The sequence below is a fragment of the Bradyrhizobium sp. C-145 genome, assembly GCF_023375135.1.
GTDB classification, from domain to species: domain Bacteria; phylum Pseudomonadota; class Alphaproteobacteria; order Rhizobiales; family Xanthobacteraceae; genus Bradyrhizobium; species Bradyrhizobium zhanjiangense.
In genome coordinates, this window is sequence record NZ_CP088150.1 from 3,659,636 (window position 1) to 3,684,221 (window position 24,586).

The window sequence follows — 24,586 nt, forward strand, 5'->3', positions numbered from 1 at the left end:
GCTGTAGCGTCGCGGAAGGTGCGGCGCAAGCTTACTCGGCGGCTTGCTTGACGCTGCGGCGCTCGGCCGCCTCGTCGCCTTCGCCGTCACCCGAACGGCCCCAACCCGAGAACCAGTTGTTGAGCTCGTCGAGATACAGATAAACCACCGGCGTGGTGAACAGCGTCAGCGCCTGGCTGACGATCAGGCCGCCGACCATGGCGTAGCCGAGCGGTTGGCGGATCTCGGCGCCGGTGCCGTGGCCGAGCATCAGCGGCACGCCGCCCAGCAGCGCGGCCATCGTCGTCATCATGATCGGGCGGAAGCGCAGCAGCGCGGCCTGGCGGATCGATTCCGCCGGTGTCTTGTGTTCGTCGCGCTCGGCGGCGATCGCGAAGTCGACCATCATGATGCCGTTCTTCTTCACGATGCCGATCAGGAGGATGATGCCGATCAGCGCGATCAGGCTGAAGTCGAAGCCGGCCGCCATCAGGATCGCGAGCGCGCCGACACCGGCCGAGGGCAGGGTCGACAGGATCGTGATCGGATGGATGTAGCTCTCGTAGAGGATGCCGAGGATCAGGTAGACCACGACGAGCGCAGCGAGGATCAACAGCGGCACGGTGCCGAGCGATTGCTGGAACGCCTGCGCGGTGCCCTGGAAGCTCGAATTCAGCGTCGGCGGCGCGCCGAGCTCCACCATCGCCTGCTGCACGGCCTCGGTGGCCTGGCCGAGTGCGACGCCTTGCGCGAGGTTGAAGCTGATCGTGATCGCCGGGAACTGACCCTGATGGCTGATCGAGAGCGGGCGGACCGGATCGGTGGTCCAGGTCGCGAAGGTCGACAGCGGCACCTGTTCGCCGGTCAGCGGCGACTTCAGATAGAGCTTATTCAGGCTATCGAGATCGCCCTGCATCTCCGGCAGGATCTCGAGGATCACCTTGTAGGTGTTGAGCTGGGTAAAATACTGCGTGACCTGCCGTTGGCCGAAAGCGTCATACAGCGTGTCATCGATCATCTGCGGCTGGATGCCGTAGCGCGAGGCGGTGTCGCGGTTGATCTTGAGCTGCACGGTTGTGCCCTGCGTCTGCTGATCGGTCGCGACGTCGCGCAGCTCCGGCAGCGTCTGCATTTTGGCGAGGATCTTTGGCGCCCAGTCGTTGAGCTCGGCGAGGTCGGCGTCCTGCAGGGTGAACTCGAACTGCGTGCGGGTCGGCCGGCCGCCGAGCCGGACGTCCTGGGCCGCCTGCATGTAGAGGCGAGCGCCCTCGACCTTGTCGAACTGCGGACGCAGGCGCGCGATGATCTGCTGAGCCGAGGCCTCGCGCATGTCGCGAGGCTTGAGCGTGATGTACAGGGCGCCGTTGTTGCCGGCGCGTCCGCTGCCGCCGATCGCCATGGCAACGCTGGCAACATCGGGATCGGCCAGGATGATCTTGCCGAGCTGCTCCTGGCGTCTGACCATTTCCTTGAACGAAATGTCCTGCGAGGCTTCGGACGTGGCCGTGATCAGGCCGACGTCCTGTTGCGGGAAGAAGCCCTTCGGGATCAGGACGAACAGGTAGATCGACAGTCCGAGCGTGGCGAAGAAGATCGCGAGCGTGGTGCGGCGCCACGCCAGGGCGTGGTCGAGCACATATTCGTAGCCGCGCAGCATTCCGTCGAAGGCGCGCTCGCTCCATTGGTAGAAGTTGCCGTGGGTCACTTCGCCATGCGCGCGCAGGAAGCGCGAGGCCATCATCGGTGTCAACGTCAGCGACACGAACATCGAGACGAAGATCGTCATCGCCAGCACCACGGCGAATTCGCGGAACAGGCGCCCGATGATGCCCCCCATCAAGAGCAGGGGGATCAGCACCGCGACCAGCGAGATGCTGATCGAGACGATGGTGAAACCGATTTCCTTGGAGCCCTTGAAGGCGGCCGCGAGCGGGGATTCGCCTTCCTCGATGTAGCGGGTGATGTTCTCGAGCATCACGATGGCGTCGTCGACCACGAATCCGACCGCAATGGTGAGCGCCATCAGCGACAGATTGTCGAGCGAATAGCCGGCCACCCACATCAAGGCGCAAGCGCCCAATAGCGCCAATGGCACCGTGACCGTGGGGATGACCGTCGCCCAGAAGCTGCGCAGGAAAATGAAGATGACCATGACCACGAGTGCGATGGTCAGCAGCAGCGTGAACTGGACGTCCTCGACTGCGGCACGGATTGTCGTGGTGCGGTCGCTGATCAGCTCGATCTTGATTGCGGGCGGAATGGCGGCCACCAGTCGGGGCAGGGTGGCCTTGATCCGGTCGACAGTCTCGATGACGTTGGCGCCGGGCTGCTTGAAGATCACCAGGAACACGCCGCGCTTGCCGTTGGCCCAGGCCGCCTGCTTGGCGTCTTCAGCGCCACTGACGGCCTGGCCGATATCGCGGATTCGCAACGGGCCACCATTGCGATAGGCGATGATGACGTCGTTCCAGTCCTTGGCGTGGGTGAGCTGGTCGTTGGCGTAGATCGTGTAGGCGCGCTTGGGCCCGTCGATATTGCCTTTGGGGCTGTCGACCGTGGTGATGGCGATCTGGCTGCGGACGTCCTCCATCGACAGGCCCTTGGCGACGAGTTTCGCCGGGTCGATCTGAACGCGGATGGACGGCTTCTGCTGGCCGCCGATGAAGACCTGCGCGACGCCGGAGAGCTGGCTGATCTGCTGGGCGAGCTGGGCGTCGACGGCGTCGCTGACGCTGGTCAGCGGCAGTGTCTCGGAGGTCGCCGACAGCAGCAGGATCGGGGCGTCCGCCGGGTTGACCTTGCGGTAGGTCGGCGGCGAGGGCAGGTTCTTCGGCAGCTGGCCGCTGGCGGCGTTGATGGCACCCTGAACGTCGTTGGCTGCGCCGTCGATGCTGCGATTGAGGTCGAATTGGATGGTGATCGACGCCGTGCCCAGATAGCTGGTCGAGGTCATCTGGGCGATGCCGGGGATCTGGGCGAATTGCCGCTCGAGCGGCTGCGCCACCGACGAGGCCATCGTCTCGGGGCTGCCGCCCGGCAGATTGGCGGTGATCTGGATGGTCGGGAAGTCCACCTGCGGCAGCGGCGCGACCGGCAGCAGGGGGTAGGCGACGAGGCCGACGAAGAGGATGCCGGCCATCAGCAGCGAGGTGCCGATGGGATAACGGATGAAGGGTGCCGAAATCCCGCCCGCGATCATTCGTGTCGAACCTTGTTCTGGGTCGGATCCGAGCTCGCCACCGCTGTCGAGACGAGGCTTCCAGGCTGCACCTTGAACTGACCGCCGGTGATGACCTGCTGCCCGGGCGTGAGGCCTTCATCGATGACCGAACGTCCATCGATGCCATAGCTGACCTTGATCTTGTGCACTTCGGCCTTGTTGTCCTGATTGACGGTATAAGCGTACAGGCCGTTGGTCGAATGCTGGACCGCATCATCGGGAACCACGGTTGCATCCTTCAGCGTCCGCACCAGAAGACGCGTTGAAACCGACTGGCCCGGCCACAGCGTGTGGTCCTTGTTGTCGAACACCGCCTTGAGCCGAATAGTCCCGCTGGTCGTGTCGACCTGATTGTTAATGACCGCGAGCTTGCCTTCGGCCAGCGTCTTCTTGCCGTCGGTGGTGAAGGCGATCACCTTGAGCGCGCCGGCCTGCTGGCCTTCGGTGATGTAGGGGAGCTGGTCTTCCGGTGCCGTGAAGATCACGGCGATCGGCTCGACCTGCGAGATCGTGACGATGCCGGTCTGCGTCGAGGCGTTGACGATGTTGCCGATGTCGACCTGGCGCAGCCCTGCGACGCCCGTGATCGGCGCCTTGATCTGCGTGTAGTCGAGTTGGGTCTGGGCGTTGGCGATCGCCGCTTCGTCGGCCGCGATCTGGGCGGTGAGCTGGGCGACAGTGGAGCGCTGGGTATCGACCCGCTGTGCGGTCGCGAATTCGCCGAGTCTCATGGCGCGCTGCAGTTCGAGATTGGCATTGGCGAGGTTCGCCTCGTCCTGCGCCTTCTTGGCTTTGGCCTGATCGAGCGCGGCTTGATAGGGGCGGGGATCGATCGAGACCAGAAGGTCGCCCTGCTGGACGATCTGGCCTTCGCGGAAGGCGAGCTTGTCGATCTGACCATCCACTCGGCTGCGGACTTGGACGGTGTTGAAGCCCTGCACCGTGCCGAGACCGGTCAGATACACTGGGAAGTCTGTCTTCTGAACCGGCGCAACGCTGACGGGAACGGCCTGCGGGCGAGGCGCTACTTTTTGTGTCGTCTGGGTTTTTCCGGCCCCGGGCGAGCCGTATTTCTGCCAGCCATAGTAACCCGCGGAGGCCACGGCCGCGATGATCAGAATCCAGAGGATCGGCCGTGTTTTTTTCATATCGGCTCGGCGGCGCTCGTGCCCCCAAGCTACGAATTATGGGGCAATCATAGGGTTCCAGCGCGCTTGTATAATACACGCCAAGTTCCAGTGTAAACAGCACTATCGGTCGAGAATCCTAAACAATTGGAAAGCTTTGCACCGCATGCAGCAGGCTGGCGCGGCGGTGTACAAGGCTGCATTTTCCGGAGCCCGGATGATGCGCGCGCGAACTCTGTACAATGCGCGCAGTCCGTGTGTGCGGCGATGAGGGGCGCCGCGCGGACGACCACCACGCCGGTGCGTCACGAGAACGGTTCTAAATCGCGCGCAGGCCGTTTCGGTTGTCAGGAAAATCAGCATCGGTCATATCGGCGCCGCCACAACGGGAGCGCAGGGATGGACGAACTGAACGGCAAGTTGATCGCGTGTCAGATTCTGATCACGGGGCTGATCGCGCGCGTCGCCAACGAGCAGCGCGATCCCTTGCGCTTCCTCACCGACTTTCGCGACGAGATCAAAGCCGTCGTGAACGGCGTCAACATCGCCGGTATGGACAGTACCGATCGCGTGCGCGCCGTCGCGCAGAAGACCGTCGACGAATTGTTCTCGCTGATGAAGCCGCCGAGCAGCGACTGAAGCCCTTAGCATCACCGCCGATTTCGCGGCAATTTTCGCGTACGTTTTAGAACGAGTCCAATCTATCTTTAGAACCGTTTCAAGCTTCAGTTTAGAATCGTTTTGATCTGGACTTATTCAAGCGTTCTCGCGGCTTGTGCGCATTGACCCACTATTTTGCCGCCGATACCAACAGCCCAATCGCTCGTCGAATTGAGTGAGCGAACATGAAGATGGGGCGTGTTGTAATGGGGCAGGTGGTCGCACCGAAGTCGTTGCGTTCGGTGGCAGCATTCGATCCGATGGATGAGAGGTCCGCGGGCGTTTCCGGCAAAAAGGTTTCAGCGGTCGCGAGCTTGATCGCGGTGGCATCGGTGTCGAGCGGCGCGCAGGCGCAGCAGTCGAACCTGCCGCCGGTGACGGTCGATGCCCCGGTCGAGCGTCCGCGTCCGACGGCATCGAAGCCGACACGTGATCAGGTCCGCGCGCGCAACGCGCTTCGCCGCGCAGCGCAGCGGCAGCAGGCGGTACAGACGGCTCCGACAACGCCCTCCGGTCCCGCCGACGCCAATCCCTATGCCGACCCGGCGGCGCCCTACAAGGTCGATCACGTGCAGGCCGGCGGCAAATTTCCGGAGAAGCTGGTCGATACGCCGAAGTCGATCACAGTTCTCAGCAAGGAAGTGCTCGAGGACAAGAACGCCACGTCGCTGAAGCAGGCGATCCTCAGCACGGCCGGCGTGACGCTTGGCTCGGGCGAGGGCGGCAACGCGTTCGGCGACCGCTTCTTCATCCGCGGCTTCGACGCCCGCAACGACATCTTCATCGACGGCGTGCGTGACGCCGGTGTCAGCGTGCGTGAAAACTTCTTCACCGAGCAGGTCGAGATCCTGCGCGGTCCCGGTTCGACCTTCGCCGGCCGCGGTGTCGCCGGCGGTGCGATCAACATCGTGACCAAGCAAGCGACGACCGGGGGCAGCTTCTACAACATGGACAGCACGTTTGGCACCGACCAGACCAAGCGTGTCACGCTCGACGTCAACCAGGTGATCGACCCAACGCTCGCAGTCCGCGTCGGCGGCTTGTTCCAGGACGCCAATGTCGCGGGTCGCGACTACGTCACGGATAACCGGAACGGTGCTTTCGTCGCGACGACGTGGACGCCGACCGACACGATCAAGGTCACCGGCAACTACATCCACACCGAACTGACCGGTCTTCCGGATTTCGGCGTGCCGTATTATCGGCCGAGCACCGCGTCCACCGCTGGCGGTCCGTTCCCGGATTTCGGAGCGAGCCGAAGGAACTGGTACGGGTTCGTCAATCGCGACTTCTTCCGCACGGGCCAGGACATCGGTACGATCAATGCGGAAGTGCAGATCACGCCCGATCTGATGATCAGCAACAAATTCCGCGCTTCGCGCTCGACGCAGAATTACATCGGGACGCTGCCGGAAGCGCCGTCGCTGAAGAATCCGCTCTCGGCTTCGACGCTGACCTCCAATCCGCAGAGCCGTTTTCAGATCACCGACGTGCTCGCCAACCAGACCGAGGCGACCTACAAGTTCCAGGATGGGGTCGGGTTCAAGCACACCGCGCTGGCGGGTGTCGAGGTCGATCGTGAACGGTCTTCGATCGACAGGTATCTTGGGCTGACCTCGGAGGCCACCGGCATTCCCTCCACCCCATCAGGCTCGCCGACCAACACAAGCGTATTCTTTCCTCAGAACACGTATCTGCCCTTCGGAATCCCGTCGCTCTCGGGCTTGCCCACCAAGATCAGCATCGACACCGTCAGTGGCTACGTGATGGATAGCGCGAACTATCGCGATCTCCTGATCCTCAATGGTGGATTCCGCTATGACGATTACAGCATCAAGTCCACCGGCTATGCCGCGAACGGCGCGTTCGGTCAGCAGTCGGCGGAATTCCTGATTCCCAACTTCAATCTCGGCCTTACGCTCAAGCCGTTGCCGAACGGCAGCGTCTATGTGGCGTACGCGACTTCAGCGAATCCGGTCGGTGCCGAGTTCGACGGTACAAGCACAGCGTACGGCGGCCTCAATCCGACCCTGCCCGGCGGCAACACGCAGATATTTGGCCCTGAGAAAAACAAGGCGATCGAAATCGGCACCAAATGGGAGCTGTTCGATCGTCATCTGCTGCTGACCGCGGCGCTGTTTCAGACGACAAAGGAGAACGCGCGCGAATCGCAGAACGTTAGTAGTGCGGCTGCTGCCGCCCCCTTGGGCTGTGTGTATCCGACCGGAACGACCGGCAATATATCCTGCATCACTGCAGGTGCCGCCTATCGCATCCGTGGCATCGACCTTGGTATCGGTGGCAACATCACTGACAAATGGAGCGTGTTCGGCGGCCTCGTGCTGATGCAATCGGAAGTGACGCAGTCGCTGGCGCCGTCGGCCAATAAGACGTTGTATCCGACCAATGTCGGGCGTCCGCTCGCCAATATCGCGCACGAGTCGTTCAGCCTGCTGTCGAAATATCAACTCAACGACACCTGGGAACTGGGCGGGCAGGCGGTATACCGCTCCAAGATCTACGGCGGCACTTTGCTCGCGGCCAATCAGGGCACGTCGCTGCCGAGCTACTGGCGCTTCGATGCCTTCGCGGAGGCGAAGCTCGATCAGCACTGGAAGCTCAAGCTGTTCGTGAACAACATCTTCGACAAGCGCTACTACGACGCGCTGTACCAAAGCGCAGCACCGTTCGTGCTGGAGGCACCGGGCCGTGCCGCCTATGTGGTGCTCTCCGCGCGCTACTGATGGAGCAACAAGGAGTTTCATGCTGACATGCATAGAAAACGTTCTCAGCAAGGATGATGTGGCGGATTTCCGCCGCATCATGGACGCCAGCGACTGGGAGGACGGCCGCTCCACCGCCGGCGCGCAGTCGGCGATGGTCAAGCGCAACGAGCAATTGCCGCCGGACAGCGAGGTCGCGCGCAAGCTCGGCAACCGCATCATCTCGGCGCTGACGTCGAACCCGCGCTTCATCGCGGCGGCGATCCCGCTCCAGATCTTCCCGCCGCTCTTCAACCGCTATGCGGCGAGCAGCGGCCACCATTTCGGCCTGCATGTCGACAATGCGATCCGCGGCGACCGCCTGACCGGCCTTCGCATCCGCACAGATCTGTCGGTCACGCTGTTCCTCGCCGAGCCGGATGAGTACGATGGTGGCGAACTTGTGATCGAGGACGCCTACGGTTCGCACGAAGTCAAGTTGCCAGCCGGCGACTGCGTGCTCTATCCCTCGACCAGCCTCCATCTGGTCACGCCGGTGACGAGGGGAACGCGGGTTGCGTCTTTCTTCTGGCTTCAGAGCATGATACGGGACGATCAAGCCCGAAGCATGATCTTTGACCTCGACACCGCGATTCAGGCGCTGGTGGAACGGCTCGGGCGTGACGATCCCGAAACGGTCAAATTGACGGGTATCTATCACAACCTCATTCGCTACTGGGCCGAAGTATGAAGAGCATGACCTTCCAAGCCAGCCTTGCCGCCGCCGCCATGCTGGCGGCCGCCTGGCTCGCATCTCCTGTTTCCGCCCAGACACAAACCCAGCCGGCCCCGGCGCAATCGGTGGCTCAACCGGCCCCGGCCGGTCCGGCGCCAGCGGCCACCGCGCCTAGCGCCCTGGCGCCTTCGGCCTCGACGGCAGCCGCGCCAGCTGCTCCGGCGGGGCCCCCCGCGGCCGCCGGTCCGACCACCCCTAAGCCCGATGTGGCGACCGCTGTCGCACCGGCCATGAAGGAATTGTCACCCTGGGTGATGTTCATGTCGGCGGACGTCATCGTGAAGGCGGTGATGATCGGGCTCGCCTTTGCCTCGCTGGTGACCTGGACCGTCTTCATCGCCAAGTCGATCGAACTGTCGGTCGCCTCCACCAAGCTTCGTTCGGCGCTGAAGAAGACCGCAGAGGCACGTTCGCTCGCGGAAGCCCAGATGGCGCTCGGAGCCAAGGAAGGGATCCTGCCGTCCTTCCTCGTGGCGGCGCTGCGCGAGGCGCGGATGTCGGCCGGCCTGTCCAGCGATGCCGGCATCAAGGAGCGCGCGGCCTCGAGCTTTGCCGAGATCGTGCGCGCGGAACAGCGCCGCATCCGCATCGGCATGGGCGTGCTCGCGACCATCGGCTCCACGTCGCCCTTCGTCGGCCTGTTCGGCACGGTCTGGGGCATCATGAACAGCTTCATCGGCATCTCGAAGTCGCAGACCACGAACCTCGCCGTGGTCGCGCCCGGCATCGCCGAGGCGCTGCTCGCCACCGCAATCGGTCTCGTCGCCGCCATCCCCGCCGTCATCATCTACAACCATTTCGCACGCGTGACGAAAGGCTATCTCGAGCTCGTCAGCCGCGCCTCTGGCGCCGCGGGGCGGCTGCTCTCGCGCGATCTCGATCGCAGCCACGGCAGCGTGCATTCGCGCGCAGCGGAGTGAACCATGGGCGTTTCGCTCGCAGACAACGACGGCGAAGACGACGATTTCTCGGAAACGCATGACATCAACGTCACGCCGTTCATCGACGTCATCCTGGTGCTGCTGATCATCTTCATGGTCGCAGCGCCGCTCTCGACCGTCGACCTGCCGATCGATCTGCCGACGTCGAGCGCGACGCCGCAGAAGAAGCCGGACAAGCCGACCTATCTCAGCATCAAGCCCGATCTGACGCTGGCGATCGGAGAGAACCCGGTTCAGCGGGCCGAGTTGATCGGGACCCTCGACGGCCTGTCCGACATGAGCAAAGACAAGTATGTCTTCCTGCGCGCCGATCGCTCGGTGCCGTATGGCGAGTTGATGGGTGTCATGGAGCTCTTGCGCTCAGGCGGCTATACGCGGGTCAAGCTGGTCGCGCTGGAAGGCGCTCCGGGGGCGCCCGCGGCAGGCGCCGCTCAGCCTTAAAGGCCCGCTATGTCGGACGAACTCAGACCATCCCGGAAGCTCTGGATCTTGGCGGCAGTGGCAGCGCTCGTGCTCCATCTGGGTGGTGCTGCGCTCGCGCTGGCTCACCTGCGCGCCGATGACGGCGACGATGGTCTGGGGGCGGCGGGCGCCGAGTTCGCGGTCGAGATGGCCTCGCCAAAGGCGCCCGAAACAGACCTTCCGCCGGGGCCTGACAGCGAACCAATGCAGGAGCAGCAGGCGCTTCCCGAGCAAAAGGCCGAGACCAAGGAAACCGAGCTGCCAAAGGATCAGTCGCAGCAGGTCGACGATCCCGATCGGGTCGTCACCGAGAACATCTCGAAGAAGCCGCAGGACGAGGATCCGAAGATCGCGGCGGTCGAAACTCCCGCTGCCGAGGCATCGCCGAAGTCGGTTGCGACGGCACGGCAGACACTCGATGAAGACGCGCGAGAGGCCGAGAAGGCCCTGGCGCCGGTGCTTGGGCTTGGCAAGGACATCCTGAAGATTACGGCGGACTGGAATCGCAAGATCAGCGCGCATCTGACGGCCCACAAGGTCAATCCGGAGGGCAAGGAGCCCAATAACCAGAAGGTCAAAGTGAGCTTTGCGATCAACCGCAAGGGAAACGTGCTGTCGGTCGACGTCGTGGAGTCGTCGGGGGATGCGGCTTACGATGCGGCCGCGGTCTCGATTGTCCGCAAGTCCGATCCCATTCCGCAGCCGCCGGCCGGGCTGACTGACGACCGGTTCGAGCGCACCGTCGACATCATCTTCACGCCGCCGGACGCGAAGAAAAAGAAGAAGACGGCTCAGCGCCAGTAGAGCCGGATTCCGACATAGACCACGACCAGGCAGGCGAAGATCAGCGCCACCGGCAGCGGCCGCTTCTGGGTTCCGGCGAATGCCGCCGCCCCGAAGGAGGCGGACTTCTTCGGCTTGGGGGCGGGGCGGCGGAAGGCGGTAACATTGTCCGTCGCCGTTTCAGGCGGACGGGTGCGGACGTCGGGCGGGGTTCCCGCGCCGCCCATCTCGACATAATAGGCCTTGTAGATCGCGCCGATGGTGGCCTCGGTGGCCTCGCCCTCGCTCATCTGCGCCAGCAGGTTCTGGTAGCTCGCCAGGAATTCCTGGGCTTCCGGGGGCAATGCGGACGCCCCGTTGAGCTTGGCCATCATCTTCCAGGTGGCGAAATCGGCGCGGGCGCGGGTGTCGGCGCGTCGCGCGATCAGCATATCGGCAGCTTTGACCAAGTCGGCCTCTGGCCCTTCAGGCCTACGTTCGGATGTCGCTGTTCAACTACACATTGCCGGTCAGGAACAGAACAGCCTGAATCACATAACCGGTCAACGTTCGCAGTATTGCTGAAATAACATCAAGATTTAGACCGAACTGCGAACCTGCCAGCGGTAGCAGGATCAGGAGGCCGATCAGGATCAGCATTCCGACCGGCTCGAGCCGGGCCAGCGGCACGGCGAGCGGCCGCGGCAACAGCCCGACCGCGACCCGCCCGCCATCGAGCGGCGGGATCGGCATCATGTTGAACACCGCCAGGATCGCGTTGATCACGAGGGTATTCTTGAGGTTGTCCGCAACCCATTTCGCCGAGGTCGCAGGCACCAGGGGCAGGGCATGGAAGGCGAGGGCGGCGGCGAGCGCCAGCAGGATGTTGGTGACGGGCCCGGCCAGCGCCACCCAGACCATGTCGAGCCGGGGGTTATTGAGCTTGCGGAAGTTCACCGGCACCGGCTTGGCGTAGCCAAACAGGAACGGCGAATGCGCGAACAGCAGCATCGCCGGCAGGATCAGGGTGCCGAACGGGTCGATATGCCTGAGCGGGTTGAAGCTGACGCGGCCGAGCTGCGAGGCCGTGTTGTCCCCGAGCCGGTCCGCGACGAAGGCGTGCGCAGCCTCATGGAAGGTGATGGCAAGCACGAGGGGGAGCACCCACACGGAGAGGTCATAAATGGAAATGTTCACGGCTCGTCCGTCCCGGTTTGCCTGCTGCCTTGCAGCCATCCAGCTAGAGCGGTGGTGCAGCAACGCTTCAGCTCAACATAGGGGGACCGGTTCCGAAATGCCACGCTGCAAACGGTCCGCCAGCAGCACGCCGCCGTGCCATCGCGCAATTTATAGAATCGTGGTCTGATACTGCGTCAAGCCGTCGTCGAGCTTCACCCAGGCGAGCTTTTCCGAGACCCAGATGTGCTCGGTCGGCGCGAAAGCGTTACGATCATCGAAGGTGGCCAGCGCGACGCCGGCGAGCGTACCGTTGCGGCGCCAGGCGAACAGCCGCGTGCCGCAGCGCTTGCAGAACACGCGGTCGATATTCTCGGAGGAGGCGTAGCGGGCGGTCTCGCCCTCGACCGTCAATGCGCGCTGATCGAACTGCGCGCGGGCGAAGTAGGGCGAGCCCATCGCCTTCTGGCAGAGGCGGCAATGGCAGATGCGGACATTGAGCGGCTCGCCCTCCGCCTTGAACCGCACCGCGCCGCACAGGCATCCCCCTTCCCGGATCATGATGTCCTCAATAGGTCGCGCGTCCGCCCGAGATGTCGAAGACGGCGCCGGTCGAGAACGCGCAGTCCTCGGATGCGAGCCAGCTCACCATCGCGGCCAGCTCTTCGACCTGCACGAAGCGCGCTTTCGGGATCTTCGACAGCATGAAGTCGATATGCTGCTGCGTCATCTGATCGAAGATCGCGGTCTTCGCCGCCGCCGGCGTCACCGCGTTGACCAGAATGTCGTGCGCGGCGAGCTCCTTGCCGAGCGACTTGGTCAGGGCGATCAGGCCGGCCTTGGACGCCGAATAGTGCGAGGCGTTGGGATTGCCTTCCTTGCCGGCGATCGAGGCGATGTTCACGATGCGCCCGTATTTCTGCTTGAGCATGGCAGGCACGATCGCCTTGCAGCAGATGAAGGGACCGTCGAGGTTGATGCGCAGCACCTTGCGCCATTCCTCGAGATCGGTCTCCCAGACCGGCTTGTTGACGCCGGCGATGCCGGCATTGTTGACGAGGATGTCGATCTTGCCGAAGGCGCCGAGTGTGGCATCGCGGGCCTGCTCGACCGCCGCGGTGTCGGTGACGTCGACCTTGAAGACGCGCACGCTGTCGCCGATCTCCTTCGCCGTCTTCTCGGCCAGCACGGCATCGAAATCCCAGATCGCGACCTTGGCGCCGGAGCTGACGAAGCGCTCGGTGATCGCGCGGCCAAAGCCCTGCGCGCCGCCGGTGACGACGGCGACGCGGCCGTTGAGATCGATCTTGTTCATCGATTTATTCCTTTCTCCCAAACCCGGCGGCAGTCGGCTCCCTCGCCCCGCCCTTGCGGGGAGAGGGTTGGGGTGAGGGGTTGTCTCCACATGCCCGTGCGCAGATGTCGTGCCTGGCCCCTCACCCGGATTGCTCAGGCGCGCAATTGCGCGCCATAGCAATCCGACCTCTCCCCGCAGAAGGGCGGGGAGAGGTTCGAAGTCAGAGCATGTAGCCGCCGTCGACGACGAGGTCGACGCCGGTGGTGAAGGCGCTTTCGTCACTGCCGAGATAGACCGCCATCGCCGCGATCTCGTCGGCGGTGCCGAGCCGGCCCATCTTCTGGCGGGAGATGAACATCTCCTTGCCCTGCGGCCCCTGCGCGGCGGCGCGGTCGAGCATTGAGGGCGTCTCGACGGTGCCGGGGCAGATCGAGTTGCAGCGGATGCCCTTGGTGATGAAGTCGAGCGCGACCGCGCGCGTCAGCAGCGACACCGCCGCCTTCGACGCGCTGTAGACGTAACGGTTGGCCGGCGGCCGCAGCGCCGCGCAGGACGAGATGTTGACGATGCTGCCGCCGCCGCCTGCCAGCATCTCAGGCAGGAAGGCCCTGATGGTCCGGTGCATGGACTTGACGTTGAGGTCGAACGAGAAGTCGAAATCCTCTTCCGAGCACTCCAGGATGGTGCCGTGATGCACGAAGCCCGCCGCGTTGAGCAGGATGTCGATCTTGCCGACGCGCTTGGCAAAGGCGTTGACGTCGGCCGTGTTGCGGACGTCGAGTTTTGCGACTTCGGCGATGCCTTCCTTCGTCAGGCTCGCGATGCCGCTCTCGTTGATGTCGGTTGCGATGACGGTTGCGCCCTCACGCGCAAATGCGACAGCGCATGCGCGCCCGATGCCTGCTGCCGCAGCCGTGACGACGGCGCGCTTTCCCTTGAGGCGGTCTGCCATTTTCTTGTTCTCCCTTGTGAGTTCGTCATTCCGGGGCGCGCCTCTTGGCGCGAGCCCGGAATCCATTATGCGACGAGTTCTATGGCCAGATGGATTCCGGGCTCGCGACTACGTCGCGCCCCGGAATGACAGTGCCTACTCAGTGATTATCCCGCGCCACACCAAACGTGCCGGCGACGTTCTGGTAGCGCGTGGCGAGCTCCATGCAGGCGCCGGTCGACTGCTGGCCGACCGTGTTGCGGTAGATCTCCTGCCACGGCGTCTGGTTCGGCGGATGCTTGAAGCCGCCATTGGCCTTGAGCTCGGCATGGCGCTTCTTCAGCTCCTCGTCCGAGATCAGGATGTTGGCGCTGCCCTTGTTGAGGTCGATGCGCACCTTGTCGCCGGTCTTCAGGATCGCAAGACCGCCATTGGCGGCGGCTTCCGGCGAGGCGTTCAGGATCGAGGGCGAACCCGAGGTGCCGGACTGGCGGCCGTCGCCGATGCAGGGCAGGGACAGGATGCCGCGTTTGATCAATGCCGCGGGCGGCTGCATGTTCACGACCTCGGCGCCGCCGGGGTAGCCGATCGGCCCGGTGCCGCGGATGAACAGCACGCAGCGCTCATCGATATCGAGCGAGGGATCGTCGATCCGCTCGTGATAATCCTCGGGGCCCTCGAACACGACGGCGCGGCCCTCGAAGGCATTGAGGTCCTTCGGGTTGCTGAGATAGCGATCGCGAAACTCCTTGGAGATCACGCTGGTCTTCATGATCGCGGAATCGAACAGATTGCCCTTCAGCACCAGGAAGCCGGCGTCCTTCACCAGCGGCTTGTCATAGGCCCAGATCACGTCGTTGTCGGGCGCGGGCGCATTCTTGCAGTTCTCGCCGATGCCACGGCCGTTGACGGTGACTGCATCCTCATGGATGCGCTTGTGCTTCATCAACTCGCGCACCACGGCCGGCACGCCGCCGGCGCGGTGGAATTCCTCGCCGAGATAGAAGCCGGCCGGCTGCATGTTGACGAGCAGCGGCACGTCGTGGCCGAATTTCTGCCAGTCGTCGATCGACAGCTCGACCCCGATGTGGCGGGCGAGGGCATTGATGTGGATCGGCGCGTTGGTCGAGCCGCCGATCGCCGAATTGATCACGATACAGTTCTCGAACGCCTTGCGGGTCAGGATGTCCGAGGGTTTCAGATCCTCCCAGACCATCTCGACGATGCGCTTGCCGGTCTCATAGGCGATCTGGCCGCGCTCGCGGTAGGGGGCGGGGATCGCCGCGCAGCCTGGCAGCGAGAAGCCGAGCGCTTCGGCGAGCCCGTTCATGGTCGAGGCAGTGCCCATGGTGTTGCAATGGCCGACCGAGGGCGCCGAGGAGGCCACGATCTCCATGAACTCTTCATAGTCGATCTCGCCGGCGGCCAGCCGCTCGCGCGACTTCCAGACGATGGTGCCGGAGCCGGTACGCTCGCCGGCATGCCAGCCGTTCAGCATCGGGCCGCCCGACAGCACGATCGCGGGCAGGTTGACGGTCGCCGCGGCCATCATGCAGGCCGGCGTGGTCTTGTCGCAGCCGGTGGTCAGCACCACGCCGTCGAGCGGATAGCCGTAGAGGATTTCGACCAGCCCGAGATAGGCGAGGTTGCGGTCGAGCGCCGCGGTCGGGCGCTTGCCGGTCTCCTGGATCGGATGGGTCGGGAATTCCATCGCGATGCCGCCGGCTTCGCGGATGCCTTCGCGGACGCGGTGCGCGAGCTCGATATGGTGACGGTTGCAGGGGGAGAGGTCGTTACCTGTTTGCGCGATGCCGATGATCGGCTTGCCGGATTGAAGCTCGGCGCGGGTGAGGCCGTAGTTCAGATAGCGCTCCATATAGAGAGCGGTCATGCCCGGATTATGCGGGTTGTTGAACCAGTCCTGCGAGCGAAGGTGGCGGCGGGCGCCGTTGTCGGCAGCATGTCCATTGGTTGGCTTTTTTGTCATTGGTCTCTCCTGCAATGCAAACGCACTGGCGTCCGTCTCAATGTGTCGGCTGGTGCGATGCCCAGCGGCGCGAGCGATGGTCGGCAGGCCCGCTGGCGGGTCATTTCCTCACAAGTGCGATACTAGTCATGGCTACTTGGTAACGCTACCATTTTGTTCGCGGCGCCGGCGCCGGAAGCGGCCGACCTATTGTCCGAACGCCGCGACGACGAGCTTTGCCGCTCGATCACCTTGAAGCCGAGATCGAGCACCGGCTGCTCCGGCCGCCGTCCGTCGATCGCGTCGATCAGCATGGTCGCGGCGGTTTTTCCCATCTCGTAGCGGTTGGTGCGCACGCTGGTGAGGGTGGGGACGGCGGAGGCCATGAATTCGAGGTCGTTGAATCCGACGATCGCGATCTGCTCGGGGACCGCGATCTCCCGGCGCCGGCATTCGAACAGCACGCCGAGCGCGAGGTCGTCATTGGCGCAGAACACCGCATCGAGGTCGGGATCCCGCGCGAGGAGGTCGGTGAACAGGGCGCCGCCGAGCGTCACCGATGTCGGCGTCGCCGTCGTGACCACGAGGCGCGGCTCGAACAGCGCGGCGTCCTTCATGGCCGAGACATATCCGTCCAGCCGCCGCTGCACCCGCGGGTCCATCCGCGCGCCGACGAAGCCGATCTTGCGGTGACCTTGCGCGAACAGGTGGGCAACCGCCGCGCGCGCTGCATCATAGTGCGAAAAGCCGATCATCATGTCGATCGGATGGGGGCCGATCTCCATGATCTGCACGATCGGGCAGTCGGCAGCCTCCAGCATCGCGCGCGATTCCGCGGTCTGGTCGATGCCGGTGACGATCAGCCCGGCCGGCTTCTGCGCCAGAAAGAGGCGCAGCAGCTTCTCCTCCTGCAGGATGCTGTAGCGCGTGTTGGACAGTTGAATTGAGTAACGGCCGCCTTCGGAGGCGTCATAGATGCCGCGCAGCACGTCCGAGAACACGTTATTGGTGAGGGATGGGATCAATACACCGATCACCTCGGTGCGTTGCGAGGCCAGTGCGCGGGCCGCAAGGTTCGGCACATAGCCAAGCTCCTTGGCGGCGCTCTCGACCCGCGTCCGCTTGGCAACCGACAGCGCTTCCGGATTGCGGAAGAAGCGGGACGCCGTGATCGGGCTGACGCCGGCAAGCTCGGCGACTTCCGCCAGCCGGATTTTGCCTGACTTGGTGCGTTTTCGACCCATTTGTTGGTCTTAACACAGTCACGGTCGCAAACAAAGGAACGTTGACAGCGCTACCAGCAACGACTAACCAAAGACAAATTGCCAAAACCGCACAAACTGCCGACAATGTCGCCCGCTATTGATCGGGCTTCGTTCGGTGAAGTCTGAAAAACAAGACGGTCGCGGCGCGAGAGGCGCCGTGGACTACGAGGAGGGAACTAGATGTCGTCTGTGCAAATCCGCGATGTGCGGAAATCGTTCGGCAACTTTGAAGTCCTGCACGGCGTGACGATTCCGATCGAGGACGGCCAGTTCGTCGTTCTGGTTGGCCCCTCCGGCTGCGGCAAGTCGACGCTTCTGCGCATGCTTGCCGGTCTCGAGAACATTACCTCCGGCACGATCTCGATCGGCGACCGCGTCGTCAACAATGTCCAGCCCAAGGAGCGGGACATTGCGATGGTGTTCCAGAATTACGCGCTCTATCCGCACATGACGGTGGCCGACAACATGGGCTTCTCGCTGAAGCTGCGGAACGCCAGCTCCGACGAGATCAACAAGCGCGTCAAGCGCGCCGCCGAGATCCTGGCGCTGTCGCCGCTGCTCGATCGTTATCCGCGCCAGCTCTCGGGTGGCCAGCGCCAGCGCGTCGCCATGGGCCGCGCCATCGTGCGCGATCCGCAGGTCTTCCTGTTCGACGAGCCCTTGTCGAACCTGGATGCCAAGCTGCGCGTCGCCATGCGCACCGAGATCAAGGAGCTGCATCAGCGGTTGAAGACGACGACTGTCTACGTCACCCACGACCAGATCGAAGCCATGACCATGGCCGACAAGATCGTCGTCATGCATGATGGCATCGTCGAGCAGATGGGCACGCCGCTCGAACTCTACGACAAGCCCGACAACCAGTTCGTCGCCGGCTTCATCGGGTCGCCCGCCATGAACTTCCTGAAGGGCCATGTGCGCGCCAACGGCGTTGCCACCTTCGAGGGACCGAACGGCGTCAAGCTGCCGCTCAAGAATGCGCCGACGGCGTCCGACGGCCGTCCTGCCGTCTACGGCGTGCGGCCTGAGCATTTCACCATCGCCGATGACGGCGCCGAGGCCGAGATCATCGTGGTCGAGCCGACGGGCTCGGAGACGCAGGTGTTCGCCAATGTCGGCGGCGAGCAGGTCGTCGCGGTGTTCCGCGAGCGCCACCAGTTCAATCCCGGCGACAAGGTGCGGCTGAAGCCCGACCCGTCGCTGGTGCATTTGTTCGACGAGGCGACAGGCAAACGCCTCAACGCCTAGCGCAAGACGTAAGACAAGAAAAAGCATCACAGGGAGGACGATATGCAAGACTTTACCCGCCGGACTCTGCTTCAGGGCGGAACGGCTCTGGCTGCAACCGGCATGCTGACCGGGCCGGCGCTGTTCGAGTTTGCGAAGGCCTGGGCGCAGAGCGCGCCCTGGAAGGCCGAGCCCGGCGCCAAGCTGACTGTGATGCGGTGGAAGCGGTTCGTGCCGGCGGAGGACGATGCGTTCAACGCGATGGTTGCGGCGTTCAAGGCCGCGACCGGCACGGAGATGAACGTGTTCAGCGAATCCTTCGAGGACGTGCAGCCGAAGGCATCGGTCGCGGCCAATACCGGCTCCGGCCTCGATCTCGCCTGGGGCCTGCACACGCTGCCGCAGCTGTTCCCGACCAAAGTGCTGAAGATGAACGACGTCGCCGATTATCTCGGCAAGAAATATGGCGGCTGGACCGATGCGGCCGCCAAGACCTGCAAGCTCGGCAACGACTGGCTGGGCATCCCCGTGGCGACGAACGGCGGTTACATGACCTACCGCAAGTCGGCGCTCGACAAGGCGGGTTTCAAGGAGTTTCCGAAGGACTTCCCCGGCTTCCTCGAAATGTGCAAGGCGCTGAAGGCGAACAACACGCCGGCCGGCTTCGCTCTCGGGCATGCCTCGGGCGACGGCAATTCGTGGCTGCACTGGGTGCTGTGGGGGCACGGCGCCTACACGGTCGATCAGAACGACAAGATCATCATCAATTCGCCGGAGACGGCGAAGGCGCTGGAATATTGCAAGGCGCTGTACGAGAGCTTCATCCCGGGTACCGCGTCCTGGAACGATTCCTCCAACAACAAGGCGTTCCTCGCCGGCGAGCTGTATTGCACGGCGAACGGCATCTCGATCTACGTGGCCGCCAAGACCGATCCGTCCAAGAAGGAGCTTACCGCGGACACCTATCACGCGCTCTGGCCGGTTGGTCCGGTCGGCAAGCCGACCGAGCTGCAGCTTGCGCTGCCGATCCTCGCCTTCAACTTCACCAAATATCCGAACGCGGCGAAGGCCTTCGTCGCCTTCATGCTGGAGAAGGAGAACTACGAGAAGTGGCTGGATGGCGCGCAAGGCTATCTGACGCAGACCTTGAATGCCTATGAGTCGGCACCGATCTGGACGGCTGATCCCAAGAATGCCGTGTTCTCGCAGGCCTCCAAGCGCACTCTGCCGGCATCCGGTATCGGCACGGTCGGCGAAAAGGCGGCAACTGCAATCGCCGATTTCATCGTCGTCGACATGTTCGCCAACTATTGCACCGGCGCCAAGGATGCGAAGGGCGCGATGGCGGAAGCCGAGCGCCAGCTGAAGCGCATCTATCGCTGACGGTCACGGGGCGGGCGGCCGTCCGGCCGCCCGCTCGTCAACATTTCGATCAGGGATATCGGGCATGGCTGATGTCGCAATTCCCCGGGCCAAGCCTCAGATGAGCGAGGCGAGCGCCTGGACCCAGCTCAAACACAATCGTAACTGGCTCGGCTTCTGGTTCATGGTGCCGGCCATGGCGTTCCTGATCTTCTTCCTGGCCTATCCGCTCGGGCTCGGCATCTGGCTGTCCTTCACGGACACGCGCATCGGCAGGGTCGGGCACTTCATCGCCACCGAGAACTACGAGTGGCTCTGGGACGATTCCATCTTCTGGCTGTCGGTGTTCAATACGCTGCTCTACACCTTTGTCGCCAGCGCTCTCAAATTCGCGATCGGGCTCTATCTCGCGCTGCTGCTCAACGAGCACATGCCCTTCAAGGCGATGCTGCGCGCGATGGTGCTCGTCCCCTTCATCGTTCCGACCGTGCTCTCGGCACTCGCCTTCTGGTGGATATTCGACTCGCAATTCTCGATCATCTCCTGGTCGCTGAGGCATCTCGGCCTGATCAGCCAGAACATCAACTTCCTCGGCGACACGACCTGGGCGCGCATTTGCGTGATCTTCGCCAATATCTGGCGCGGCGTGCCCTTCGTGGCGATCACGCTGCTCGCAGGCCTGCAGACCGTCTCGCCGTCGCTCTATGAAGCAGCAACGCTCGACGGCGCCACGCGTTGGCAGAATTTCCGGTACATCACCTATCCGCTGCTGACGCCGATCATCGCTGTTGTGATGACCTTCTCAGTGCTCTTCACCTTCACCGACTTCCAGCTGATCTGGGCAATGACCCGCGGCGGCCCGGTCAACGCCACCCACCTGATGGCAACCCTGTCCTACCAGCGCGCGATCATCGCCGGGCAGCTGGGCGAGGGGGCCGCGATCTCCAGCGCCATGATTCCATTCCTGCTCGCTGCGATCATGGTTTCCTGGTTCGGCCTGCAGCGCCGGAAATGGCAGCAGGGAGAGAGCAATGACTGACCTGCCCACCAGATCCATCGATCTCAAGAACGTGCTGTCGGGCTCGGCGCCTACGGCCGATCACAGCGAGGGCATGAGCTATCTGCAGTCGGTGCCACGCAGGATCGTGACGCTCTATCTGCCGCTGGCGATCATCGTCTTCATCCTGCTGTTCCCGTTCTATTGGATGGCGCTGACCTCGGTGAAGCCCGACGAGCAGCTGCTCGACCTTGACAAGTACAATCCGTTCTGGACCTGGAATCCGACCTTCAAGCACTTCCACAAGCTGCTGTTCGAGAGCTATTATCCGCACTGGCTCTGGAACACGATGTACGTGGCGATCTGCGCCACGGTGCTCTCGATCGTCGCATCCGTGTTCGCGGCCTACGCTATCGTGCGGTTACGTTACAAGGGCGCCAATCTCGTCGGGGGGCTGATCTTCCTCGCCTATCTCGTGCCGCCGTCGATCTTGTTCATTCCGCTCGCCACCGTCGTGTATCAGTACGGTCTTTTCGACTCGCCGCTGGCGCTGATTCTGACCTATCCGACGATCCTGATCCCGTTCTCGACCTGGCTGTTGATGGGCTATTTCAAGACCATCCCGTTCGAGCTCGAGGAATGCGCACTGATCGACGGCGCGAGCCGCTGGCAGATCCTGATCAAGATCGTCGTGCCGCTCGCAATCCCCGGCCTGATCTCGGCCTTCATCTTCTGTTTCACACTGTGCTGGAATGAGTTCATCTACGCCCTGACCTTCCTGCAGTCGACCAGCAACAAGACGGTGCCGGTCGCGATCGTCAACGAGTTCGTGGATGGTGACATCTACCGTTGGGGTTCGCTGATGGCGGGAGCGCTGGCCGGCTCGCTGCCGCTCGTCATCCTTTACGCCTTCTTCGTGGAGCATTATGTGTCGGCGATGACCGGCGCCGTGAAGGAGTGATCGCGGGGCTTGCCGAGAACGCGTCAGGAGCGGCGCGCTCCGGCCAATAAGAAGGAGTAGGCTCTTGCACATTCTGGTTCTGGGCGCCGCCGGCATGGTCGGCCGCAAACTCTGTGAACGGCTGTTGCGCGACGGTCGGCTCGGCAAGAGCGACATCACCAGGCTGACCATGCATGACGTGGTCGAGCCGAAGAAGCCGGAAAAGGCCGGCTTCCCTGTCGAGACCGTTTCGGGCGATTTCGCCGTGCCCGGCGCGGCCGAAAAGCTGATCGCCGGCCGCCCCGACGTGATCTTCCATCTCGCTGCGATCGTCTCCGGCGAAGCCGAGCTCGATTTCGACAAGGGCTATCGGATCAACCTCGACGGCACGCGGATGCTGCTCGATGCGATCAGGCTCGTCGGCGGTGGCTACAAGCCGCGCGTGGTCTTCACCTCGTCGATCGCGGTGTTCGGCGCGCCGTTCCCCGATGCCATCGGCGACGAGTTCTTCCACACCCCGCTGCTCAGCTACGGCGCCCAGAAGGCGATCGGCGAACTCCTGCTCGCCGATTATTCGCGCCGCGGCTTCCTCGACGGCATCGGCATCCGCCTGCCGACTATCTGCATCCGCCCGGGCCTGCCCAACAAGGCGGCATCGGGCTTCTTCTCCAACATCCTGCGCGAGCCGCTGGCCGGCAAGGAAGCGATCCTCCCGGTGTCCGAGGACGTCCGCCACTGGCACGCGACGCCACGTTCCGCGGTCGGCTTCCTGCTCCACGCCGGCACCATGGACCTTGCCACGGTCGGTCCGCGCCGCAACCTCACCATGCCGGGCCTGTCGGCCACGGTCGGCGAGCAGATTGCGGCCTTGAAGCGCGTTGCGGGCGAGAAGGTCGCCGCACGCATCAAGCGCGAGCCGGATCCGTTCATCGTCGGCATCGTCGGCGGCTGGCCGCGCAATTTCGATCCGAAGCGTTCGCGCGAGCTCGGCTTCACCACCGCCGAGAAGAATTTCGACGACATCATCCGCATTCACATCGAAGACGAGCTCGGCGGCAATTTCGTCGCCTGATCGCGCACTGAGCGGGTCACATGATGGCGAGCGTTGCTTGCATCGGCGAATGCATGGTCGAGCTCCGGCAGGCCCAGGGCGGACATTCCACCGGATCGTCCGCGGCGCAAGGGCAGAGCGGCGGCCTGTACTCGCGCGGCTTCGGCGGCGACACGCTCAACACGGCGGTGTACCTGGCGCGGCTCGAGGTCAAGGTCGACTATCTCACCGCACTCGGTGATGACGCCCTGAGTGATGAGATGATCGCGGCCTGGAATGCCGAGGGCGTCGGCACGAGGCGCGTGGTGCGGCTGCCGGGCAAGCTGCCCGGCCTCTACATGATCCAGCTCGATGCAAAAGGCGAGCGCCAGTTCTTCCACTGGCGCGACAGCGCGGCGGCGCGCCAGCTGATGAGCCTGCCGGAGACCGACGAGCTCCTCAACTCGCTGATGAGCTACGACATCGTCTATCTCTCCGCGATCACGCTCTCGATCTACGACGCGCCCGGACGCGAGCGTCTGTTCGCGGCGATCAAGCGCGCGCGCCTGCTCGGCACCCGCTTCGTGTTCGACACCAATTTTCGCGCGCGCGGCTGGCCGGACCGCGATGTCGCGCGCGAGGTGTTTGCCGCGGCCTTCGCGGCCGCCGACATCGTGCTGACCTCGACCGAGGACCTGCTCGCGCTCTATCCCGGCGAGAGCCACGAGCAGCTGATGGCCCGCATCCCGTCTCCGGAGCTGGTGTTCCGGCTCGCCGAGCCGGTGAGCCTGTTGCGCTTTCCGGGGGCTACCCACGAGGTCCGCGCCGAGCCCATGACCAAGCCGGTGGTGGACACCACGGCCGCCGGCGACAGCTTTGCCGCGGCTTACATCGCCGCCCGGCTCGCCGGCTCCGAGCCGGTGGAGGCCGCCCAGGCCGGGCATCGCCTCGCCAGCCTCGTGATCTGCTATCCCGGCGCCATCATTCCGGGCTATGCCATGCCGCCGAAGAAGCGGCATCGGCCGGCGGCCTCACGCCAGGCGACCAAGTGAAGAAGCGACAACAACGATGACCACGAGTGCCCAACAGAATCACCTCGTCGCGCTGTTCAAGGCGGCGACCGTCATTCCCGTCCTCACCATCGAGCGTATCCAGGATGCGGTGCCGCTGGCACGTGCGCTGGTCGCCGGCGGCGTCCGCACGCTGGAGGTGACCCTGCGCACCCCGGTAGCGATCGAGGCGGCGAGGGCGATGATGGCCGAAGTGCCCGAGGCGGTCGTCGGCATCGGCACGATTCTCAGTCCGGCCGACTTCACCCGCGTCGAGAAGCTCGGCGTCAAGTTCGGCATCAGCCCGGGCCTGACCCCCGATCTCCTCAAGGCCGCTGCCGACAGCGCCTTGCCGTTCGCGCCGGGCATCGCCACCGCCTCCGAGCTGATGATGGCGCTGGCGCAGGGGTTCGACGTCGCCAAATTCTTCCCGGCCGAGCAGGCTGGTGGCATCAAGGGCCTCCGCGCCCTCGGCGGCCCGTTCCCGAACGTGCGGTTCTGCCCGACCGGCGGGGTCGGCGAGGCCAATGCGGCGACCTGGCTCGCCGAGCCCAATGTGGTCGCCGTCGGCGGTTCCTGGCTGTGCCCGACGGCCGAGATCAGGGCCGGGAACTGGGCCGGCATAACTGCCATCTGCCAGCGCACCGTCAAAGCCCTGAAAGCCGCGTGAAGTCTTGCCATCCCTGGGCTAAGACTT

General features: G+C 64.0%; 22 protein-coding genes. 13 read left to right on the plus strand and 9 right to left on the minus strand.

All coding sequences use genetic code 11. The features are described from left to right. Positions 1–31 precede the first annotated feature (31 nt). Together LRP30_RS16845 and LRP30_RS16850 are read right to left on the minus strand one after the other, a co-directional pair. Positions 32–3,178: a multidrug efflux RND transporter permease subunit gene (locus LRP30_RS16845; protein ID WP_249761085.1), complete on the minus strand. Its 3,147-nt coding sequence runs from the start codon at positions 3,176–3,178 to the stop codon at positions 32–34. Then, a complete protein-coding gene (locus LRP30_RS16850) occupies positions 3,175–4,347 on the minus strand; it encodes an efflux RND transporter periplasmic adaptor subunit (protein WP_249761086.1) in 1,173 nt (390 codons plus the stop codon). Before LRP30_RS16850 ends, LRP30_RS16845 begins: the two co-directional genes overlap by 4 nt. Before the next feature lie 378 nt (positions 4,348–4,725). Here LRP30_RS16850 and LRP30_RS16855 point away from each other — a divergent pair, with 378 nt between their 5' ends. From LRP30_RS16855 to LRP30_RS16880, 6 genes are all read left to right on the plus strand, one after another. After that, positions 4,726–4,965, plus strand: a complete 240-nt coding sequence (locus LRP30_RS16855; RefSeq protein WP_027571757.1) for a hypothetical protein — start codon at positions 4,726–4,728, stop codon at positions 4,963–4,965. 227 nt (positions 4,966–5,192) lie between these two features. After that, the gene (locus LRP30_RS16860; protein ID WP_249761773.1) at positions 5,193–7,730 is read left to right on the plus strand and encodes a TonB-dependent receptor; all 2,538 of its coding nucleotides are present in this window, start codon (positions 5,193–5,195) and stop codon (positions 7,728–7,730) included. Positions 7,731–7,749: 19 nt separating this feature from the next. Beyond that, on the plus strand, positions 7,750–8,439 hold the full coding sequence (locus LRP30_RS16865; protein ID WP_128934406.1) for a Fe2+-dependent dioxygenase: 690 nt from the start codon (positions 7,750–7,752) through the stop codon (positions 8,437–8,439). Beyond that, positions 8,436–9,404, plus strand: coding sequence for a tonB-system energizer ExbB (gene exbB / locus LRP30_RS16870; protein WP_249761087.1), 969 nt, complete (start codon positions 8,436–8,438; stop codon positions 9,402–9,404). The genes LRP30_RS16865 and exbB overlap by 4 nt, the downstream gene beginning before the upstream one ends. Before the next feature lie 3 nt (positions 9,405–9,407). After that, entirely contained in the window at positions 9,408–9,866 is a 459-nt protein-coding gene (exbD, locus tag LRP30_RS16875) for a TonB system transport protein ExbD (protein ID WP_128946431.1), read from the plus strand. A 9-nt stretch (positions 9,867–9,875) separates the two neighbouring features. Further along, positions 9,876–10,691, plus strand: a complete 816-nt coding sequence (locus LRP30_RS16880; RefSeq protein ID WP_128938606.1) for an energy transducer TonB — start codon at positions 9,876–9,878, stop codon at positions 10,689–10,691. Here the strand turns inward: LRP30_RS16880 and LRP30_RS16885 are convergent. The 7 genes from LRP30_RS16885 to LRP30_RS16915 form a co-directional block, all read right to left on the minus strand. Beyond that, on the minus strand, positions 10,679–11,101 hold the full coding sequence (locus LRP30_RS16885) for a hypothetical protein (RefSeq protein ID WP_128938666.1): 423 nt from the start codon (positions 11,099–11,101) through the stop codon (positions 10,679–10,681). The two genes, LRP30_RS16880 and LRP30_RS16885, sit on opposite strands and share 13 nt — an antisense overlap. 64 nt (positions 11,102–11,165) lie before the next feature. Then, positions 11,166–11,846: a site-2 protease family protein gene (locus tag LRP30_RS16890; protein ID WP_249761088.1), complete on the minus strand. Its 681-nt coding sequence runs from the start codon at positions 11,844–11,846 to the stop codon at positions 11,166–11,168. Between the two features lie 150 nt (positions 11,847–11,996). Continuing rightward, positions 11,997–12,386 carry a GFA family protein gene (locus tag LRP30_RS16895; RefSeq protein ID WP_249761089.1) on the minus strand — a complete coding sequence of 130 codons (390 nt, stop codon included), beginning with the start codon at positions 12,384–12,386 and terminating at the stop codon, positions 11,997–11,999. A 7-nt stretch (positions 12,387–12,393) separates the two neighbouring features. Beyond that, positions 12,394–13,140: an SDR family NAD(P)-dependent oxidoreductase gene (locus LRP30_RS16900; RefSeq protein ID WP_128934400.1), complete on the minus strand. Its 747-nt coding sequence runs from the start codon at positions 13,138–13,140 to the stop codon at positions 12,394–12,396. Positions 13,141–13,342: 202 nt separating this feature from the next. After that, positions 13,343–14,074 carry an SDR family oxidoreductase gene (locus tag LRP30_RS16905; protein ID WP_128934399.1) on the minus strand — a complete coding sequence of 244 codons (732 nt, stop codon included), beginning with the start codon at positions 14,072–14,074 and terminating at the stop codon, positions 13,343–13,345. A gap of 139 nt (positions 14,075–14,213) precedes the next feature. Beyond that, positions 14,214–16,040 carry an IlvD/Edd family dehydratase gene (locus tag LRP30_RS16910; RefSeq protein WP_249761090.1) on the minus strand — a complete coding sequence of 609 codons (1,827 nt, stop codon included), beginning with the start codon at positions 16,038–16,040 and terminating at the stop codon, positions 14,214–14,216. Positions 16,041–16,162: 122 nt separating this feature from the next. Then, positions 16,163–17,263 (minus strand): LacI family DNA-binding transcriptional regulator, encoded by a 1,101-nt coding sequence (locus LRP30_RS16915; protein WP_128934398.1) that lies wholly within the window; start codon positions 17,261–17,263, stop codon positions 16,163–16,165. A 201-nt stretch (positions 17,264–17,464) separates the two neighbouring features. Here LRP30_RS16915 and ugpC point away from each other — a divergent pair, with 201 nt between their 5' ends. The 7 genes from ugpC to eda all read left to right on the plus strand — a co-directional run bounded on the left by ugpC (position 17,465) and on the right by eda (position 24,559). Then, positions 17,465–18,532 (plus strand): sn-glycerol-3-phosphate ABC transporter ATP-binding protein UgpC, encoded by a 1,068-nt coding sequence (gene ugpC / locus LRP30_RS16920; RefSeq protein ID WP_128934397.1) that lies wholly within the window; start codon positions 17,465–17,467, stop codon positions 18,530–18,532. A gap of 42 nt (positions 18,533–18,574) precedes the next feature. Beyond that, positions 18,575–19,894 carry an ABC transporter substrate-binding protein gene (locus LRP30_RS16925; protein ID WP_091888517.1) on the plus strand — a complete coding sequence of 440 codons (1,320 nt, stop codon included), beginning with the start codon at positions 18,575–18,577 and terminating at the stop codon, positions 19,892–19,894. A gap of 64 nt (positions 19,895–19,958) precedes the next feature. Next, the gene (locus LRP30_RS16930; protein ID WP_128934396.1) at positions 19,959–20,912 is read left to right on the plus strand and encodes a sugar ABC transporter permease; all 954 of its coding nucleotides are present in this window, start codon (positions 19,959–19,961) and stop codon (positions 20,910–20,912) included. Continuing rightward, positions 20,905–21,831, plus strand: coding sequence for a carbohydrate ABC transporter permease (locus LRP30_RS16935; RefSeq protein WP_128934395.1), 927 nt, complete (start codon positions 20,905–20,907; stop codon positions 21,829–21,831). The genes LRP30_RS16930 and LRP30_RS16935 overlap by 8 nt, the downstream gene beginning before the upstream one ends. A 64-nt stretch (positions 21,832–21,895) precedes the next feature. Further along, positions 21,896–22,882: a D-erythronate dehydrogenase gene (gene denD / locus LRP30_RS16940; protein WP_249761091.1), complete on the plus strand. Its 987-nt coding sequence runs from the start codon at positions 21,896–21,898 to the stop codon at positions 22,880–22,882. A 23-nt stretch (positions 22,883–22,905) separates the two neighbouring features. After that, complete coding sequence (locus tag LRP30_RS16945; RefSeq protein ID WP_249761774.1) at positions 22,906–23,892, plus strand: sugar kinase; 987 nt, start codon at positions 22,906–22,908, stop codon at positions 23,890–23,892. Positions 23,893–23,908: 16 nt separating this feature from the next. Further along, entirely contained in the window at positions 23,909–24,559 is a 651-nt protein-coding gene (gene eda / locus LRP30_RS16950; protein WP_249761092.1) for a bifunctional 4-hydroxy-2-oxoglutarate aldolase/2-dehydro-3-deoxy-phosphogluconate aldolase, read from the plus strand. Positions 24,560–24,586 lie beyond the last annotated feature (27 nt).

Bases quoted from the DNA above. Each gene is read 5' to 3' on its own strand.
- LRP30_RS16845 (WP_249761085.1), bottom strand. From the start codon at position 3,178: ATGATCGCGGGCGGGATTTCGGCACCCTTCATCCGTTATCCCATCGGC.
- LRP30_RS16865 (WP_128934406.1), top strand. From the start codon at position 7,750: ATGCTGACATGCATAGAAAACGTTCTCAGCAAGGATGATGTGGCGGAT.
- LRP30_RS16895 (WP_249761089.1), bottom strand. From the start codon at position 12,386: ATGATCCGGGAAGGGGGATGCCTGTGCGGCGCGGTGCGGTTCAAGGCG.
- LRP30_RS16925 (WP_091888517.1), top strand. From the start codon at position 18,575: ATGCAAGACTTTACCCGCCGGACTCTGCTTCAGGGCGGAACGGCTCTG.
- LRP30_RS16900 (WP_128934400.1), bottom strand. From the start codon at position 13,140: ATGAACAAGATCGATCTCAACGGCCGCGTCGCCGTCGTCACCGGCGGC.
- LRP30_RS16855 (WP_027571757.1), top strand. From the start codon at position 4,726: ATGGACGAACTGAACGGCAAGTTGATCGCGTGTCAGATTCTGATCACG.
- LRP30_RS16915 (WP_128934398.1), bottom strand. From the start codon at position 17,263: ATGGGTCGAAAACGCACCAAGTCAGGCAAAATCCGGCTGGCGGAAGTC.
- LRP30_RS16905 (WP_128934399.1), bottom strand. From the start codon at position 14,074: ATGGCAGACCGCCTCAAGGGAAAGCGCGCCGTCGTCACGGCTGCGGCA.
- eda (WP_249761092.1), top strand. From the start codon at position 23,909: ATGACCACGAGTGCCCAACAGAATCACCTCGTCGCGCTGTTCAAGGCG.
- LRP30_RS16860 (WP_249761773.1), top strand. From the start codon at position 5,193: ATGGGGCAGGTGGTCGCACCGAAGTCGTTGCGTTCGGTGGCAGCATTC.
- LRP30_RS16945 (WP_249761774.1), top strand. From the start codon at position 22,906: ATGGCGAGCGTTGCTTGCATCGGCGAATGCATGGTCGAGCTCCGGCAG.
- LRP30_RS16910 (WP_249761090.1), bottom strand. From the start codon at position 16,040: ATGACAAAAAAGCCAACCAATGGACATGCTGCCGACAACGGCGCCCGC.
- exbD (WP_128946431.1), top strand. From the start codon at position 9,408: ATGGGCGTTTCGCTCGCAGACAACGACGGCGAAGACGACGATTTCTCG.
- LRP30_RS16935 (WP_128934395.1), top strand. From the start codon at position 20,905: ATGACTGACCTGCCCACCAGATCCATCGATCTCAAGAACGTGCTGTCG.
- LRP30_RS16880 (WP_128938606.1), top strand. From the start codon at position 9,876: ATGTCGGACGAACTCAGACCATCCCGGAAGCTCTGGATCTTGGCGGCA.
- LRP30_RS16850 (WP_249761086.1), bottom strand. From the start codon at position 4,347: ATGAAAAAAACACGGCCGATCCTCTGGATTCTGATCATCGCGGCCGTG.
- ugpC (WP_128934397.1), top strand. From the start codon at position 17,465: ATGTCGTCTGTGCAAATCCGCGATGTGCGGAAATCGTTCGGCAACTTT.
- exbB (WP_249761087.1), top strand. From the start codon at position 8,436: ATGAAGAGCATGACCTTCCAAGCCAGCCTTGCCGCCGCCGCCATGCTG.
- LRP30_RS16930 (WP_128934396.1), top strand. From the start codon at position 19,959: ATGGCTGATGTCGCAATTCCCCGGGCCAAGCCTCAGATGAGCGAGGCG.
- LRP30_RS16885 (WP_128938666.1), bottom strand. From the start codon at position 11,101: ATGCTGATCGCGCGACGCGCCGACACCCGCGCCCGCGCCGATTTCGCC.